This window comes from Mediterraneibacter sp., from assembly GCF_030825015.1.
In the GTDB taxonomy this organism is placed as follows: Bacteria; Bacillota; Clostridia; order Lachnospirales; family Lachnospiraceae; genus Mediterraneibacter.
In genome coordinates, this window is record NZ_JAPJQP010000004.1 from 32753 (window position 1) to 50840 (window position 18088).

The 18088-nt window shown below is 41.8% G+C and carries 12 protein-coding genes; 6 read left to right on the plus strand and 6 right to left on the minus strand.

Going from position 1 to position 18088, the window contains the following annotated elements:
- The 3 genes from RCH61_RS03620 to RCH61_RS03630 all read right to left on the minus strand — a co-directional run.
- Positions 1-4597: family 20 glycosylhydrolase (locus RCH61_RS03620; protein ID WP_306479901.1), on the minus strand; the 4597-nt coding region annotated here is incomplete at its 3' end.
- Between the two features lie 308 nt (positions 4598-4905).
- Complete coding sequence (locus RCH61_RS03625) at positions 4906-6078, minus strand: nucleotidyltransferase domain-containing protein (protein ID WP_306479902.1); 1173 nt, start codon at positions 6076-6078, stop codon at positions 4906-4908.
- A complete protein-coding gene (locus RCH61_RS03630) occupies positions 6068-7750 on the minus strand; it encodes an ABC transporter ATP-binding protein (RefSeq protein WP_306479903.1) in 1683 nt (560 codons plus the stop codon). Before RCH61_RS03630 ends, RCH61_RS03625 begins: the two co-directional genes overlap by 11 nt.
- A 293-nt stretch (positions 7751-8043) precedes the next feature.
- Between RCH61_RS03630 and RCH61_RS03635 the strand changes: the two genes are divergently transcribed.
- Together RCH61_RS03635 and RCH61_RS03640 are read left to right on the plus strand one after the other, a co-directional pair.
- The gene (locus RCH61_RS03635; protein ID WP_306479904.1) at positions 8044-8778 is read left to right on the plus strand and encodes a hypothetical protein; all 735 of its coding nucleotides are present in this window, start codon (positions 8044-8046) and stop codon (positions 8776-8778) included.
- A 221-nt stretch (positions 8779-8999) separates the two neighbouring features.
- Complete coding sequence (locus RCH61_RS03640) at positions 9000-9869, plus strand: N-acetylmuramoyl-L-alanine amidase (RefSeq protein ID WP_306479905.1); 870 nt, start codon at positions 9000-9002, stop codon at positions 9867-9869.
- A gap of 145 nt (positions 9870-10014) precedes the next feature.
- Here RCH61_RS03640 and spoVG read toward each other — a convergent pair whose 3' ends face one another.
- The 3 genes from spoVG to RCH61_RS03655 all read right to left on the minus strand — a co-directional run bounded on the left by spoVG (position 10015) and on the right by RCH61_RS03655 (position 12787).
- Complete coding sequence (gene spoVG, locus RCH61_RS03645) at positions 10015-10296, minus strand: septation regulator SpoVG (protein ID WP_178006281.1); 282 nt, start codon at positions 10294-10296, stop codon at positions 10015-10017.
- 101 nt (positions 10297-10397) lie between these two features.
- Positions 10398-11516, minus strand: a complete 1119-nt coding sequence (glgD, locus tag RCH61_RS03650) for a glucose-1-phosphate adenylyltransferase subunit GlgD (protein WP_178006280.1) — start codon at positions 11514-11516, stop codon at positions 10398-10400.
- Positions 11513-12787, minus strand: a complete 1275-nt coding sequence (locus tag RCH61_RS03655; protein WP_178006279.1) for a glucose-1-phosphate adenylyltransferase — start codon at positions 12785-12787, stop codon at positions 11513-11515. The genes glgD and RCH61_RS03655 overlap by 4 nt, the downstream gene beginning before the upstream one ends.
- Positions 12788-13044: 257 nt before the next feature.
- Here RCH61_RS03655 and murC point away from each other — a divergent pair, with 257 nt between their 5' ends.
- The 4 genes from murC (at position 13045) to RCH61_RS03675 (ending at position 18080) form a co-directional block, all read left to right on the plus strand.
- The gene (gene murC / locus RCH61_RS03660) at positions 13045-14421 is read left to right on the plus strand and encodes a UDP-N-acetylmuramate--L-alanine ligase (RefSeq protein WP_178006278.1); all 1377 of its coding nucleotides are present in this window, start codon (positions 13045-13047) and stop codon (positions 14419-14421) included.
- Positions 14422-14700: 279 nt separating this feature from the next.
- Positions 14701-15852, plus strand: a complete 1152-nt coding sequence (locus tag RCH61_RS03665) for a DnaD domain protein (protein WP_178006277.1) — start codon at positions 14701-14703, stop codon at positions 15850-15852.
- A 45-nt stretch (positions 15853-15897) separates the two neighbouring features.
- Positions 15898-16896, plus strand: coding sequence for an ATP-binding protein (locus RCH61_RS03670; protein WP_178006276.1), 999 nt, complete (start codon positions 15898-15900; stop codon positions 16894-16896).
- Positions 16896-18080, plus strand: a complete 1185-nt coding sequence (locus RCH61_RS03675; RefSeq protein WP_178006275.1) for a ribose-phosphate pyrophosphokinase — start codon at positions 16896-16898, stop codon at positions 18078-18080. Before RCH61_RS03670 ends, RCH61_RS03675 begins: the two co-directional genes overlap by 1 nt.
- Positions 18081-18088 lie beyond the last annotated feature (8 nt).

Below are 18088 nucleotides of genomic sequence, written 5' to 3' on the forward strand. Positions count from 1 at the left end.
CTGTTACTTTTTCCGGTTTATCGATCGATGTAACATCTTTTGTCTCAACCGGAGGTGTAACTTCTTTCTTCGTCACTTCAACTTCGATCTCTGCTTTCAGACCCTTTGTATTTGTAACATTTTCAGGAAGGGTTCCAAGTGTTCCGCTTAACGTATATGTCTTGTCTGCTTCTCCTTTATAGTCACCTTTTTCCCATGTCACTTCTACTTCTGCCGCCTCCGCTTTCTCGCCTTCGCCAAAGTGTACAGTCACTGTCTTCGGAAGATCTTTCTGAAGGTCTTCAAATGTCGTCCCTTCTTCTGCTGTTACTTTTTCCGGTTTATCGATCGATGTAACATCTTTTGTCTCAACCGGAGGCGTAACATTATCTTTTTCAAACTTCGCTGTCAGCGCGTAATTTCCGGATACTGTAAATTCATACTCTGCTTCTGTAGAAACCGGTGTTTCTGCATCGGAAGAATGATACCATCCTACAAAATGATAATCTTTGTCAGGAGTTGCTTTTACCGTTACCTTCGTTCCGTTATCCGCCTCAAACGGTTTGCCTGCCTCAGCGCCGACGATCTCAGCTTTTCCGCCTTTCTCTGCATTTACGAAAATCGTATTTTTGCTAAGTCCGGCAATCTCATCGCCAATATTGAATTCAGATACTGCCACCCATCCGTCATTTGACGCTTTCGCAACAAACTTGAATCCATATACTGTCTGCTTATCGAAATGGAACACTTTCTGTGTCTTATCTGCCGCAAACTGTGCGTCTGTAACAACCCGCTTCATCTCTCCGTCTTTTTCTGTCTGGATATATAAGTCTGCTTTTGTCACATATCCGCTCGGCTGATCCGTTCTCGGTGTAAATGCAATCTTGTCGATCTCATAGCCTTTGTCAAACTCTGCCTGTGCGTAAACCGTATCGACTGTACCTTGTCCGCTAGGCGCTCCGTCGTGAAGTCTTTCGTTTGTCTCTCCTTCTCCTGCCTGCCACTCCGAATGCCATTTTGTAACAGATTTTCCATCAAACGCCTTGACAACTTCTCCTTCGTTTTCTTTATTAGCAGAGTATTCAGAACTTGCTGTAATCTTCCAATCCTTCTTATTGTATTTATCTTCCGTATTCAGGACAGATACAACAACATTATCAATCTTTCCTGCAAGTGCATTTGTCTCGGATCCAATTCTCTCAAGCGGCAGCGCAAACGTAGCGTTTGTAATGCCATCTTTCTTCACCTGTCCGTTGTGCACAAATTTTCCGACTGCTGTTCCTGCGGACACGCCATCTACAAATAATTCTGTCTTCTGCTGTGTAGAAACAATCTTCAGATTCACTTTCTTACCTACCGGAAGTTCGTAATCGAAATAATAATCGTAAAGCTCTCTCGTGAATCCTAATTTTCCGTTTTCCATCACGCGGATATCATGTGTTCCATATGCAGAATCTGTCTCAAACAGAATATCTCCCGGTTTGGAAGGTTTACTCAACTCAAGGTCAAAGGAAAGAACATTGCCGTTTCCAAGCTGTTCGATCGGTGTTGTCACATAACTTTCTTCATCACCAAGGTTCAACACGCCGTCTTTGACTTCCGCACCTTTTCCTTCTTTCAGATCACGTTTGTTTTCTGAACTGTCTTTCATATCAGCGAACTCATATTTCTCATAATCATCGCCTTTTTTATTCTCCTGATAATACGGATTCGTATTCGGGCCTGTTCCCATCTTCTCTGCAAGAGACGTTAACGCCGCAGAAGTTCCTTTTTCCTGTCCTGTCGCCGCCCAAGTCTTCTCCGCATAGAAAGGCATTGCATCAAAGAATCTCCAGTACAAGTCAGATTCGGAAAGTCCCGATGCCTTCTTATCAATATTGTCGCTCCACAAAGCAAACGCCGCGCCGAGCATCTGATCGTCTCCTGACGGAACTGCTTTATAAGCTCCGTTTTGTGTTCTAACTTTATTTACTTCAAAGTCTTTAAAAATGCGATCTATATTCAGCAAATCCCCGTAAGCATTCAGTCTCTTATAATCTCCATTCGGAACGAGATATCCAAAATCGTCAATCGTGTTGATCAGATCGTATCCCATATTGTACATATCGATTCCGTCTGCCCAGTCCTTTGACCAAAGATTGATCTGAACGCCATCAATAGCGTCTTTGTTGATTTCTGTCGGAGGATTATCTTTAATCTGCGTCAGACCGCCCCACATACGAACCGTATTCGTCTGATCTACATATGGGATGATCTCATTGACAAACTCTCTGTATGATTTTGGATCTGCCATGAACTCGTCCGCTCCGATATGAACAACTGTATCCTTATCAAAAGTCGGGGTCGTTCCCTTTGTATAATCGTCAAAGATCTCTTTGATCTTTGCAACCGCAGCTTCATTAGTCAAATCAAAATGATCGATCAGCGGATTACTATTATGAATCCCATTGCTCACTTTCAATTCCGGCCAAACTTTTGTGAACGATAATGCATGAGCCGGAACGTCAATCTCAGGAACAATGTTCATACCTACCGCGCGCTCATCTGCGATAAATTTCTTGAATTGCTCTTTTGTAATCGAGTAATCTTTTGCCGTCGGACTTTCTCCTGCTTCATTTGTCAAACCGGACTCAAGACGGAACGCCTCATACGCATCAAAAGCATTTTCCTCCGTTCCATTCTTTCCATACTCACCAAGCCAAATATAGTTGTCCGACAGATGCGCCTGAAAATCATTCATCTTATAGTAACGCATCGTTCTTGTGATCTCTTGCATCATCTCAAGAGAAACCGGCTTGCGGGCAACGTCCAAAAGGAATCCTCTTGTCTCGTATCTCGGATAATCACGCATCGTACCGATGCTGTATCCACTGCCTTCACTGCCCTTATACATCTGAAGGATCGTCTGCATACCATACATATTTCCTGTCACGGAAACTGACTGTACGTCGATCCGATCCGACTTGATATCCATTGTATACCCTTCATCGCCAAGAAGCGCGTCAGGAGCGGCTTTCTTAAAGTTAAACGCATTTGCCTTCCCTTCACTGCTCTTGCCTGCTTTTAACTCTTTGCCTGTAAAATTCTTATAATCAGCTACAAATTCATCTACAATCGCTTTCAGGGAATCATCGCTGTACGTCACTTCTGTAAGCGTATCAACCGCTACTTTCTGATCAGATTCCGAGAACCATTCCTGAATCTCCGGAATAACTGACGGTTTCGCATTTTTCGCTTTTGAAGTATCTTTTGTTCCTTCTACCGTAAACACAAGATCTCCTGTATTCTTCACAGTTCCTGTTTTCGTCTCTGTGACATTGAACGAAATCTTCACTTCTTTATCTGTCATCGGATGAACAACCGGAATTTTACCTGTCTCTTTATCCGCTGCGCCAATGATCTGCTCAAAATCAGCGCCGTTTGACTCGATCGTAAATCCTTCCGGAACGCTTGGAAGCGCAAACTCTTTCACATCTTTTGCAATCTTAGTTCCTTTGATCGAAGCAACAACCTCGTCAAGTGTCTGATCCTGCGGCGTCTCAGACTGATCATTGGAGTATGCTCTCACTTCCGAAATACTGATATTGTTATACCCGTTCGTTCCCTCAATATCGATCTGAAGATCAAAATTCGCCATCTTAAAGCTCTTCATATAAACAGGTGTTTCAAAAATGTGCTGTACATTTGTCACATAGCCTGTCTTTCCGCTTTCCGCAGATTTCTCATTATTAATCTTAACCGTATGCTCTGCCCCTGCTGCATCTGTATAAATAAGATCAAATGACTTCACATTCGAAGGCATCGGCGCTACGTTTCTCGTAAAAAGATCAAAATCCAGTTCTTTTACAAGAGTCAGCTTCGGAAACGTTACCGTTACTGTCTGTGCCTTTGCATCTGTGTAATCAGAAGCCCAGCGCGTCTGATTATTACCGTCTTTAATATTAGAAACAGGAAGTGAACCCGCCTCTGTCGTAGATGCTTCTGCAGTCACACCTGTTCCCTGCACATGGTTCGTATTCTCCGTTGCTTCTATATCAGACTCTTCTCCGTAAACTTCCACTTCACTAAGACCGATATTGCTCCAGAAATCATCCGGACCCTTATCTGCTTTATTCACTGTAATCTTAACCGCAGTCACAACTTCCTGCTTATCCGCTTCCAGTGTAATCGTCTGCTCTGACGGCGCATATGTACCTTCATCTGCCTTTTCATAGACATTTTTATACTCGCCGCTCATCGTCTTCACATCAACTTTCCACTGTTTGATATTATTCTGATGACTGCCTGTCGCTCCGGTTCTCTCCCAGAACACTTTGATCTCACTTACTTTTGTTGGCTTCTCAAGAGTCACTTCGATCCACTCATTTGTCACTCTGTCCGGTGCCGTACCCCAATGCGTACCTTTATTTCCATCGATCGCCTTAGCAGCCGATGTAGAATCCGTCTCCGCATGGCTTGCCGCAGCCGTACCTTTTAATGCAAGGTTCTCACTTCCCGCTTTTGTATCATTCTCTTCAGCCTGCACTTTCTCAGGCGCAAAGAAAAATCCGGGAACAGCCGCTCCACTGCTTACGACCATAGCCGCTGCCAACAAACAGCTCACTATTTTCTTTTTCATATACCTTCTCCTTTTCAATTTCTGTTATGACATTTTGCATAAATATCAAAATCTACACACTGCCAAACATAATTATATTTATTATAGCATCTTTATAATTATTGAGCACATCTTATTTCTGCAAAGCATAAACTTTGTTTAGTTTGTCTAGTTTTTAAAACATTTTTTGTATATTATAACAACACAAAAAGCAATTTTCTTTCACTGTTCGCACACTCTGATAATTTAAGGAAAAGAACTCCGTCTGTCAGACGCCTGCACCGAAAAAGACGGTGAGACAATCTTGGTTTCCTTTTTCTTTTCCCTTTTTAGGATAACCCTAATTTTTCAAAAAGCGCCTGTCGTTCTCTCACTTCTCCGCCTTCTACTTTCATGCCGGAAAGCACTTCTCCTGCTCTGCCTTTCCTGCAAAAGCAAGTCCGAAAAATACGCTGTATCCACGCTGCCGGAAGGAGAAACGGATATTTTTCCAAATACGGATACTGCATTTTCATCCCATCATACGGTAAAAATATCGCTTCCATCCACACTTTGATCTGGCCTTTCCAAACGTGTTTATCCGCGCCTGCCACATGCTGTACATTATAATTCGCAATCGTTCCATATATTCCGCTCTGCATCATCAGTTCTGTAAGCTGTGCGTAGAATTCCGTTTCTTCTTCCTCGCCAAACCAGACAGCAACAAGTGTGCACATATGTCGTTCAAACTGATCTAATTTTATTTTCCGCAATTCCTGCCGGATGTAATCCCAATCCAAACCTGTCTGCATCTTATCTAAGAAGCGCCATATATCTACGATCGAACGGATTCCACATCCGCCTTCCTGAAAATGTTTTGCCATATGGGCGATCATAAATATATAGAAATCTTCCCACGACAGTCGACAGATGTATGTTTTTCCGTCTTCCCGATGCGCCCGTTTCCAAATATCTTCATAATATGCATCTAATAAAGAATTTTCGCCGATCATACAATGATGCATCTCGATATTCATAAATGGTTTCCTGAAAAACACATCATGATGATTATCTCTGTGATCGCAATAATATCCAAGGCTGGTCAAAATTGCTTCTACTTCTTCGCCTTTTCCGGTCTCATACAAAATATCCAAATCCGCCATCATCCGCATGCTTGTAACCGGATAAAACTGCTTCATTAATATTCCTTTCAGCGGCAAAACAGATACGCCCGCTTTTTCAAATTCTCTCAACAGTTCTTCCTGCGAAAATCCCTGCACCGCATCTCTTGCGATCTCCATCGATTCCGCTTCCTGAAATCGCTTCATAATCTCTTCCGGCGGCTGCTGTTCTTTCGGAAGTTTCTGGATTCCCGGGCAGACCATGGACTGAATTTTATGAAAACGGCATATTTTATAAAAGTCTTCCCACTTTGTATCCGCTCCCATAACCGGAGCTTTTCCCTGCCCTAAACTAAATTTTATTAACTCCAATAACTGATGCCACTCTTGCTTAATTTTCATTTGATACCTCTTTAAACTTTCTGTTTTCAATTTCGACAACCCTGTCGCAGCATGCCACACCTGCCGCTGTATGTGAAATACAGATAATCGTCTTTGTATTCATTTTCTTCAGATTCTGAAGAACTCTCCATTCTGTATCTTTATCCAAAGACGAAGTACACTCATCCAACAGCAAGATCGGCGCGTCATTTAATACAGCGCGGGCAATCGCAATTCTTTGGATCTGTCCTTCAGACAGCCCTTCTCCCCGCTCTGTCAGTACCGTTTCCAATCCTTGCGGAAGTGTCTCTATATAATCCCAAATGCATGCGATTTCCGCCGCCCTTTTGATTTCTTCCTCTCCAATCTCATGATTACAGAACGTAATATTCTCCCGGATCGTTCCGGACATAATCATATTTCCCTGAGGAACATACGAAAATATGTTTCTTGTTCCGGCATCGATCCCGATCTTTCCATGTGCTGTCTCAAAATAAAGCGTTCCCTTTTCACATGGCATCAAATGCAGCATCAGTTTCATCATTGTACTTTTCCCGATTCCTGATTCTCCCACAATCGCAATCAGATCCCCTTTATTAACCCGAAGAGAAACGTCTTCTAATACAGGATCGCCGTTCTGATAAGCAAATGTCACATGCTCTGCCACAAGAGCCTGAAAATCCTGCTGAAATTTCGCCACATCTTCAATCTGAACCCGCTGACTTTCTTCTTCCAGCTGTTCAATCTCCATGAGACGTTCCGCAGATGCCTGCATACTGTAATATTGCGGGATCAATCCCGACACATTTCGAAACGGCGCCCGAATCTGCTGAATGATCTGAAGAAATGCAGTCAATGTTCCAAACGTCATAACGCCAAAAGAAATCTGAAACGCGCCCCATACAAGAGCCGCATAATACCCTGTAGTAAACAGGACATAGACAAGCGTATTCGCCAAATTGCTGATTGCATTTCTCTTGATCCGTATACGATAATTATCTTTTTGAAACTCATTCAGTTTACCGCATACCGCATATTCATTTGCAAAAGATTTTATAACGACCAGATTTTCAATACATTCCTGCATATAAGAACGCACCACTCCGTTTGTCCGCTGTACTTCTTTATGTAAATATTTAAAATGCCGGCTGTAAACACGGCTGCAAATACACACGATAATCCCTATTCCTAATACCGCCGCTGTAAAACGAGCGTCGATCGAAAACAAAACCGCGAGTCCTGCCACGATCTTCGTGATCATAGAAATCGCCTGCGGGATCAGACCAACAATCCCCCCTACTACAATATCTATATCACTTGTCAGCCGATTCAGTATTTCCCCTGAATGGATCTTAGACACCTGCTGATACTGTTTTTTCAATACCGCCGCAAAAACGCCTTGACGAATATGCATCTCTATCTTCGTTGTCGCATGAATCCTTACATTACTGCTCACGATATTCAAAACCGCCTGCAGGAAAATAAGACCTGCTATCAGAAAAATCTGTACGCCTAAACTGCCCTCTTTCACACCTGTTGCAACATCCAGCAGACTGCTGGAAACGAGCGCCAGCAAAATAAAACTGCCCGCAATCGCTCCACTGATAAGCGCCAGTAAGATCACGAACCAAAGCGATTTTTTACTATACTGATAAATCCAGCGGATGGTAGATTTTTCCATCTTGTTTTTCATTTCTTTTTGTTATCCCTCTTTTCTCTCTTTTTGCCTTTTCTATTCTAACACTATCTTCTTATTTTATCATCAATAATATCAAATATTCCATTTGTTATCTTATCAAACATTTCACTTCTTAGGCATATCAATTTCACTGTCAAACATTCCATTTCTTATACATCCTGCTTATTTCACCTGTTATGTATCCTCCTCAAAATTCCTTCATTTCTCGCTTCTCATGTGTTATACTTACTTCGAGTTTCTTATAAAAGCACATTTTAAACCTTAAAACATTTAAGAAAGAGGTCTTCATGATGAACAACTATCGCTTTGCCGATCTAAATATTTCAATGACTTGCCGCTACGACATTATGAAGCGAAGAGCCAATAAATATCGACTGCCTGAAACTTCAGAATCATCGTGGCCCGCAACTGATATCCGCTTAAATCCTAAAAGCGAACTGATTCAAAAATACCAGGAGAAATATCCGCATCTGACTCTTTCCGAAGCAGAATTGATCCTTTTATCATCACGTTTTTCTCTTGAATTGATTAAACATCAAGGATTTGTCCTTCATGCTTCCGCAATCTCCTACAAAGATAAAGCAGTGCTTTTCTCCGCAGATTCCGGTGTCGGAAAATCAACCCACACTCGCCTGTGGCAGAAATATTTCGGGAAGGATGCCGTACATATTATTAACGATGACAAACCGGCTCTTCGCCTGTTCGGAAATTCATTTACCGTATACGGAACACCATTCAGCGGGAACAGCGATGAAAACGAAAATATAAAAGCGCCTCTTCATGCCGTTGTATTTCTTGAACAAAACGAGCTAAATGTCATGAAAAAATTAACGACCGAAGAGGCACTTCCTTATTTTCTTTATAATCTGCCGCAGTACAGCAAACACGCTGAACGCATGGATACACTGCTCTCCCTTCTTGACGTCCTGTTAAAAACGACGCCTGTTTATCACTTGTCCTGCAATATGGAAGAAAACGCGGCAGTTCTTGCAAAACAGACTTTATTCGATTCAACTATATAGCAAAAGATCACTTTGCCTTCTTTTCGCATAAAGTACTCCAATTCTTAACTTTTTATAATTTTTATAAACAGCCGTGTATCATTCACAATCATATCTATCTTTTAAATATTTTTAGCAATATCAAGTACAGCGTCTTTACTTTTCTCACATTATTTCTGTCACATTATTTTCTTACAGGCATATTTTATATAGATCAGATAAGATTTCAGGAGGAGATTACTTTGCCATACTCAATTATGCTTGATGCCGGACATGGGGGCCGTGATCCGGGAGCCGTATACAACGGGCGGCAGGAAAAGACTGATACTCTTGCACTTACTCTTGCCATCGGACAGATTTTGCAGGAACGAGGAATTGATGTTCTTTATACTCGCACAACTGACATTTACGAATCACCTTATCAGAAAGCAATGGAAGCAAATGAAGCGGACGTAGACTTTTTCATATCTATTCACCGCAACTCTTTTCCTAAGCCAAATGCTGTCTCAGGAGTAGAATCCCTCGTGTACGACAAATCCGGTATTAAACTGGAAATGGCAGAAAATATAAACGAGCAATTAGAAGGGATCGGTTTCGTAAATCTTGGAGTAAAAGCGCGTCCCGGACTTGTTGTCCTGCGGCGAACAAAAATGCCTGCCGTTCTTGTAGAAGTTGGATTCATCAACTCTGACACGGACAACATGCTGTTTGATGATAATTTCAGTGACATCGCTCTCGCTATCGCTGAAGGGATTCTTGACACTCTCGGGATCAACACACCTGCTGTTCCGCTTCCTGACGAAAACGAAATACCTGTTGCTCCGCTCCCTGATGAAAACGAGGCTCCGATTACTCCGCTTCCTGATGAAAATGTAAGTCCTGTCATACCATTGCCGCCCCGATACACGGTTCAGGTAGGTGCGTTTCGAAATGCAATGTATGCCGAACGCCTTCAGCAGGAGTTATCCGAACTAGATTTTCCTGCTTCTATCACCGAGGGAAACGGATTATATCGTGTTATGGTAGGCGTTTTTCCTACGCTGGCAGATGCAGCAGACATGGAACGTCTGCTTCGAAGCGCCGGTTATCAGACTGTCATAGTCAGTCAATAAATCACCGGAAGTGCCAAAAGGCATATTTCGGGATTGTAAGCGGTCTCCATTGCAAAAAATGTACCCTAATAATCTAACACAATTTTCTTTCATGTGTTTTCTTTTATTAGGGTACACTTTATATGTTCATCTTATATTATACATTTTATGCATCTGCCGCATCTGCTTCTTCTGCCAAAGACTGCTCGTACTTCTCCAAAATCATCGACTGAATTCTTTCTCTCGTATTGGAATTGATCGGATGTGCGATATCCCTGTACTCGCCGTCCATTGCTTTTTTACTTGGCATTGCAATGAACATTCCTTTCTCCCCCTCTATCACTTTAATATCATGAACAACAAATTCATCATCGATTGTAATGGATACTACTGCCTTTAACTTTCCCTCTTTTGCAACTTTTCGCACTCGTACATCTGTGATCTGCATAGCTTCAGATCTCCTTTCTCTCATAGATTTACGTCAAGCCCTCTCAAGCGAACACCTGCCGCATGCCTTTCTTCTCTGCCTCGTTTGCACATTATGCATTTTTACAATGCGTAACGCTCATTTTTCTCTACTACGACTTTTACACCGTTTTCTCCGACGTATCTTGTATTCGCTCTGATCGTATCCCGACTCTCTACGATACAATTCTCGATATATGTATTATCCCCCAGATACACATCATTCAATATGATCGAATTTTTGATCACGCAATTATTTCCGACAAATACTTTTTTAAAGATCACGGAATTCTCAATCGTTCCGTTTACAATACTTCCGCTGCCAACAAGGCTGTTCTTAACAACCGCTCCGGGATTATATTTTGCAGGCGGCTGATCGCTCACCTTTGAATACACGCTTGGAAGTTTCCTGAAAAAGTAATTTCTCACTTCCGGTTTCAGGAAATCCATATTCGTCTTATAATATGCATCCACAGTGGAAATATTATTCCAATAACTGTTAATTTTGTATCCGTATATTTTCTTCAGATTTTTATAACGGATCAAAATATCATTTACAAAATCATGTCGCTCATCTTCCGCACAATGCTCGATCAGATCAATCAGTTGTCTTCTGCGAAGAACATAGATTCCTGTAGAGATTGTCTGAGAATGAGCTACCATAGGTTTCTCTTCAAACTCCTCAATCCTTGACTCCTCATTCATGCGAACTGTTCCGAATCTGGTCGCATCTTCGCCGGGCTCCAGATCTTTACACACAACTGTAATATCTGCCTTCTTCGCGATATGATATTCAAGAACTTTATTATAATCCATCTTATAAACGGCATCTCCTGAAGTAATGATCACATACGGTTCATGACATTTTTTCAGGAAATCAAGATTCTGATAAATGGCATCCGCCGTTCCTCTGTACCAGTAGCCGTTATCTGCCGTAATCGTCGGGGTAAACACAAACAATCCGCCCTGTTTTCTTCCGAAATCCCACCATTTTGAAGAATTCAGATGCTCGTTCAGCGATCTGGCATTATATTGTGTCAGCACCGCAACTTTCTGAATGTGAGAATTTGTCATATTGCTGAGTACGAAATCAATCGCCCGGTAACTTCCTGCCACCGGCATTGCAGCCACTGCTCTTTTCGCAGTCAACTCACGCATTCTCCTGTTGTTTCCTCCTGCTAAAATAAGTCCTACTGCTCTCATACTCTCTCACCTGCCTTTATCAAGGTTTCACCGCTTGCCAGTACGCCATCCTCGTAATCTTCCGCTACAGTCACACCACTGACGGCAGTATTTTTCCCAATCTGCACGTTTGACGGAATCACAGAATTCTCACCGATCGTTGCAAGTCCTCCGCTGTAAATATTTGGTTTCGTTTTATTCGGCACATCGCTTCCGATACCGATCACAACATTATCTCCGATCACAGTATCCTCTGCTATAATCGCCCGATCAATAACACAGTTTTCTCCGATCGTCACGCCCTGCATTATAATAGAGTCACGAACAACGCTGCCCTTTCCGACAACAACGCTTCCGCCTAAAACCGAATTATGTAACTCTCCGTACACCTCTGTTCCGTTACTGATAATACACCGATCCACTACACCTTCCTGTGCGATATACTGAGGTGGAATATTCGCGCTGTTCGTATAGATCTTCCAGAATTCTTCATATAAATTAAACTCCGGAATGATATCGATCAGTTCCATGTTTGCTTCCCAGTAAGAACTTAATGTTCCGACATCTTTCCAATAACCATTGTACTCATATGCAAAAAGCCTGTCCCCTTTGCCATGGCAATATGGAATAATATGTTTTCCAAAATCGCAGTTCGGCTGGTCTTTTAACTTAATAAGCGCTTCCTTCAACACCGGCCAGCTAAAGATATAAATACCCATTGATGCCAAATTACTGCTTGGTTTCTCCGGCTTTTCCTCAAATTCTTTAATTCTGCTGTCATTATCTGTGACAACTATACCGAATCGACTTGCTTCTTCGATCGGAACCGGCATTGCTGCAATCGTCACATCTGCATTATTCGCTTTATGGAAATCAAGCATCACTTCATAATCCATTTTATAAATATGATCTCCTGAAAGAATAAGCACATAATCCGGATTATACGTCTCCATATAATCAAGGTTCTGATAAATTGCATTTGCAGTACCGGTATACCACTCACTGTTTGAACTCTTTTCATAAGGAGGCAGGATCGATACCCCTCCGACATTTCTGTCCAAATCCCACGGAATGCCAATACCGATATGAGTATTGAGCCGCAGCGGCTGATATTGTGTTAACACACCGACTGTATCAATTCCCGAATTAATACAGTTACTCAACGGGAAATCTATAATACGGTATTTCCCTCCAAATGCTACAGCAGGTTTCGCAACTTTTGCCGTTAAAACCCCCAAGCGACTGCCTTGCCCACCGGCCAAAAGCATAGCAATCATTTCTTTTTTAAACATTACGTCACCTCATTTCTAGTTAGATACATTCATTATACCATACTTTCATGTTTATCCAAGCATTTTTTACAATTTTTTCTTTAACATTTTTAACTTTTTGTTTATTTCGCACAAAAAGAACTTCTTTCAATTTTTTGCATATATAGTATAATATAGTAGGCTATGATATTTTATGACTAAAATTTCAAAAAAATTGTTCCACATATAAAAAGAATGGTTTCAACTCATCGAGATGAGAAAAGAAAAGAGGACTCCTTATGTATAAAATCGATTTTAATGAACCGATCCATATTCATTTTATAGGTATCGGAGGTATCAGCATGAGCGGACTTGCTGAAATTCTTCTGAAAGAAGGTTTCACCGTATCCGGTTCTGATACAAAAGAATCACCTTTAACGAAAAAACTGATATCCGAAGGCGCTCAGATCATCTACGGACAGAAAGCTGAAAATATTACGCCGGATATCGGCTGCGTTGTTTACACAGCAGCTATTAACAGAAGTAATCCTGAACTGATCGAAGCAGTCGCTTTGAAAATTCCGATGCTGACCCGCGCCGAACTGCTCGGACAGCTTATGAAAAATTATGATACACCGATCGCCGTTTCAGGAACACATGGAAAGACAACGACAACTTCCATGATCTCTCACATTTTACTGGAAGGTGATCTTGACCCGACAATTTCAGTCGGCGGTATTTTAAAAGCAATCGGCGGAAATATCCGCGTCGGGAATTCAGGCACATTTATTACAGAAGCATGCGAATATACAAACAGTTTTCTGCATTTCTTCCCGAAGATCAGCGTAATCCTTAACATTGAAGAAGATCATCTTGATTTCTTTAAAGATTTAGAAGATATCCGCCATTCCTTCCATCAGTTTGCAGAACTGCTTCCTGATGACGGAACGCTTGTTATCAACGGCGAAATTAAAGAGCATTCCGAAATATACGAAGGACTTTCCTGCAACGTCATAACTTATGGAACAAACGGCAGCTTTGATTACAGCGCAGATCACATTACTTATGATGAAAACGGACATGTGGCATTTGATTTGATCCGCCATGGCAAACACACAGATCATATCCAGCTTTCCGTAACCGGAGATCACAATGTTTCAAACGCTTTATCTGCCATCGCTGTTGCAGATATTCTCGAAATTCCGATGGAAGTTACGAAAAAGGGACTTTTATCCTTTACCGGAACAGATCGTCGTTTTGAGTACAAAGGAGAATTTAACGGAGTGACCATTGTCGATGATTATGCACATCACCCGACCGAAATTTACGCTACGTTAAAAGCGGCTCAGCATTCCCCTCACAACAGTGTCTGGTGTGTATTCCAGCCACATACTTACACAAGAACAAAAGCGTTCTTTCATGAGTTTGCAGAGGCACTTTCGCATGCCGATCACCTCGTGCTCGCCGATATTTTTGCAGCAAGAGAAACGGATACTTTAGGCATTTCCTCTGAAGACCTTGCAAAAGAAACAGCAAAGCTTGGAACGGACACACATTATTTTCCAAGTTTCTCTCAGATCGAAGACTTTCTGAAAGAGAACTGCCGCCCCGGTGATCTGCTGATCACAATGGGCGCCGGAGATGTCGTTACGATCGGCGAGGATCTGCTGAAATAGGCATCACAGCACTTATTCACAAGTTCTTCACATAGTTATCTACAAAAAAGAGGGAGTTACCAACAAAAATTCTCTTTTTAACGCAACTGTAAAATGATAAAATATAAGAAACACCTGACAAAAGCGGATTCCATGTCCGCTTTTTGTTAACCCCTGTTCAGTCCATGCATATCCATAAGCTAAAACGATCCTCACACGGATTTGCCCAAAAAGAACACTGAACAATTAAGATGCAATTTACAGAAAGATTTAGGAATGATAAAACAGGATGGGATATCTATGAACACACTGACACTAAAAAATAAATTTCAGACAAACGCAACACTGCTTCCAAACGATTTTATCGACAATTATATGATTAACGCAAACGGCGAATTTGTGAAAGTCTATCTTTTCCTTCTCCGCCATGTTAACAGTTGTTCTTCCAAGCTGACACTTTCTATGATCGCAGACTGTCTCAACAACACTGAAAAAGACATCCTGCGCGCACTTAGATACTGGGAATCCGAAGGACTTCTTCGTTCAGAATATGATGCCGACGGCAAGCTCACTGCTCTTGAGCTTCAAGAGACTGTTCAATCCGTTCAATCGCAGTCTGTTCAGATCACACAGCAGTCTGAATCTGAATGCCGGGTTTCTTTACAGGCCGGCTCAGACGTACCTGCATCCGATACAGATACACTGAAAAATACAGCTTGTCCTGTACATAAGGAAGAAATCATATCGCCGTCAGCTGCTCCGGCTCGCTCTGTATTAAAAGCGACAGTACAAAAAGCCGTTGCCATCGATGAATTCCGGGCTCAAAAAGAAATCAAATCTCTCCTGTTTATTGCCGAACAATATTTGGGAAAGACATTAACACATACTGAAATGGAGACAATCACTTATTTTTATGATACACTGCATATGTCGGCAGATCTGATTGAATACCTGATTGAATCCTGTGTGGAAAACGGACATAAAAATATCCACTACATTAAAAAAGTTGCTTTTTCATGGGTAGAAGAAGGAATCGAAACTGTTTCACAGGCAAAAGAACAATCTATGCTCTATTCAAGATGCTGCTACACCGTACTGAATGCATTCGGTATCAAAGGCCGCGGTCCTGCTGCTTCGGAACTGGAATTTATAAAAAAATGGTCCGAACAGTATGCATTCACCTCGGATATTATCGCAGAAGCATGCAGACGGACGATTACCGCTACTCATCAGCCCAGCTTTGAATATGCCGATTCTATTTTAACGAAATGGCATGAACATAATATTCGTCATCTGAAAGACATTACCGCACTTGACGAAGCACATCAAAAGCAGACCTCAGCAGCAAGATCCGCAGCGCGTCCAAAACCACTGACTAAAAATCTCAACAATTTTGAACGCCGCAGCTATGATATGGAATCTCTTGAGGAACAGCTGTTGAAAAGCAATTAATATTCGCTGTTGTTACAGAAACGGCACGATAGAAGGAGTATTTTCATGGCACTTAAAAATTCACAATATTATGCACTGATGCGGGAATATGAACAGACACGCCTGAAAAACCACGATATCCAAACAAAACGTTATGAAGAAGTATATGAGAAGCTTCCGGAATTTAAGTCGCTGGATGAATCCATTTCCATCCTTTCCGTTCAATACGGGAAGAAACTGTTGAACGGTGATCCTAAAGCGCTGACATCCCTGAAAGAAGAACTTGAGATTCTCCGTCAGAGTAAGAAAAAACTGCTCACTTCTGCCGGATTTCCCGAGGATTATCTTGAACCGATCTATGATTGTCCGGACTGTAAGGATACCGGATATATCGGAAACGAAAAATGTCACTGTTTCAAACGTTCTGTTATCGGGCTTTTATATGAACAGTCTAATATTAAAGAATTTCCGACAGAAGCATCTTTCGACTATTTTGACCTTGATTTTTATCCTGCTTCCCAGTATGATAAAACAACGGGAAAAAATGCCCGCACTATGATGGAAGAAACTTTAGCTGTCTGCCATCGATTTATAGATCATTTTGGAAAGGACTTCAATAATCTTTTTTTCTACGGAAGCGTAGGAGTAGGAAAAACGTTCCTTTCAACCTGCATTGCAAGAGAAATCATGGAACGAGAATTTTCCGTGCTTTATTTCTCTGCTCCGCAGCTTTTCAGTGTACTCACACAGTCAAAATTTGACCGCAATGATGTCGATGCAAAGAACAGAAATGACTATATTTTCAACTGTGATCTTCTTATAATAGATGATCTCGGAAGCGAGTACACAAACGCGTTTATTGCCGCACAGTTTTTTACATGTATCAATGAACGCCTCATCCATAAGAAGTCAACGATCATCTCAACAAATCTTTCTCTTGAATCGCTTGCAGATCTGTACACAGAGCGTTCTTTCTCGAGAATCACAAGCAATTATACGTTGTTAAAGATAATCGGTGATGATATACGAATCAAGAAAAAATTAAAAAACAGGGAGGTACATTAATGTTACGCCGAACAGAACGAATTTTGGAAAATATTCCGGTAGGAAGTCTTGGTCTTATTTCCCTTACGGGATGCGAAGAACTCGGAAAGAAAGTAAATGACTATCTTGTAAAATGGAGACACGAAAGTGCACATGCTTTTCGTGATGATATTGCATTTTCAGGATATGAAAAGGATTCTTATCTTCTTGATGCCCGAGTTCCGCGTTTTGGTTCAGGAGAGGCAAAAGGTGTTCTCGGAGAGTCCGTTCGCGGAAAGGATCTGTATCTTATGGTAGATGTATGTAATTACAGCATTACTTACTCTCTTGCCGGAAAGACAAATCACATGTCTCCTGATGATCATTTCCAGAACTTAAAGAGAATCATTGCTGCCATTGGCGGAAAAGGACGCCGCATCAATGTTATCATGCCGTTTTTATATGAAAGCCGTCAGCACAAGAGAAGTTCCCGTGAATCACTGGACTGTGCTCTTGCTCTGCAGGAACTTGTACGCATGGGAGTCGAAAACATCATTACTTTTGACGCACATGATCCGCGTGTACAAAACGCGATCCCGCTGAACGGATTTGAAACAGTGTCTCCGACATACCAGTTTATAAAAGGTCTGCTCCGCAATGTCAAAGACTTACAGATCGATGCGGACCATATGATGGCAATCAGCCCGGATGAAGGAGGAACAAACCGCGCTGTATATCTTGCCAATGTACTCGGACTTGATATGGGTATGTTCTATAAACGCCGCGATTACACAAAAATCGTAGACGGACGCAACCCGATCGTTGCTCACGAATTCCTCGGTTCTTCTGTAGAAGGAAAAGATGTCATCATCATTGACGACATGATCTCTTCAGGAGACAGCATTATCGACGTTGCCACAGAATTAAAGCAGCGCAAAGCAAAACGAATCTATGCAGCCGCTACATTCGGTCTGTTTACAAACGGAATGGAAAAATTCGACAAAGCTTACAACGATGGTATCATCAATGGTATCCTCACAACGAACCTGATCTACCAGACACCGGAGCTTTTGTCTAAACCGTATTATATCAACTGTGATATGAGCAAATATATCGCTCTGATCATCGATACTTTAAATCATGACGGATCTCTCAGTTCTATCTTAAGCCCGAACGAAAGAATCCAGCATGTTCTTCAGAAATACAAAAACGGAGAGCCGGTCTAAGACCGCTC

What these genes read in the sequence shown, in the direction of transcription:
- RCH61_RS03625 (WP_306479902.1), bottom strand. Translation starts at nt 6,078, where the DNA reads ATGAAAATTAAGCAAGAGTGGCATCAGTTATTGGAGTTAATAAAATTT.
- RCH61_RS03630 (WP_306479903.1), bottom strand. Translation starts at nt 7,750, where the DNA reads ATGAAAAACAAGATGGAAAAATCTACCATCCGCTGGATTTATCAGTAT.
- RCH61_RS03635 (WP_306479904.1), top strand. Translation starts at nt 8,044, where the DNA reads ATGATGAACAACTATCGCTTTGCCGATCTAAATATTTCAATGACTTGC.
- spoVG (WP_178006281.1), bottom strand. Translation starts at nt 10,296, where the DNA reads ATGCAGATCACAGATGTACGAGTGCGAAAAGTTGCAAAAGAGGGAAAG.
- glgD (WP_178006280.1), bottom strand. Translation starts at nt 11,516, where the DNA reads ATGAGAGCAGTAGGACTTATTTTAGCAGGAGGAAACAACAGGAGAATG.
- RCH61_RS03655 (WP_178006279.1), bottom strand. Translation starts at nt 12,787, where the DNA reads ATGTTTAAAAAAGAAATGATTGCTATGCTTTTGGCCGGTGGGCAAGGC.
- murC (WP_178006278.1), top strand. Translation starts at nt 13,045, where the DNA reads ATGTATAAAATCGATTTTAATGAACCGATCCATATTCATTTTATAGGT.
- RCH61_RS03665 (WP_178006277.1), top strand. Translation starts at nt 14,701, where the DNA reads ATGAACACACTGACACTAAAAAATAAATTTCAGACAAACGCAACACTG.
- RCH61_RS03670 (WP_178006276.1), top strand. Translation starts at nt 15,898, where the DNA reads ATGGCACTTAAAAATTCACAATATTATGCACTGATGCGGGAATATGAA.
- RCH61_RS03675 (WP_178006275.1), top strand. Translation starts at nt 16,896, where the DNA reads ATGTTACGCCGAACAGAACGAATTTTGGAAAATATTCCGGTAGGAAGT.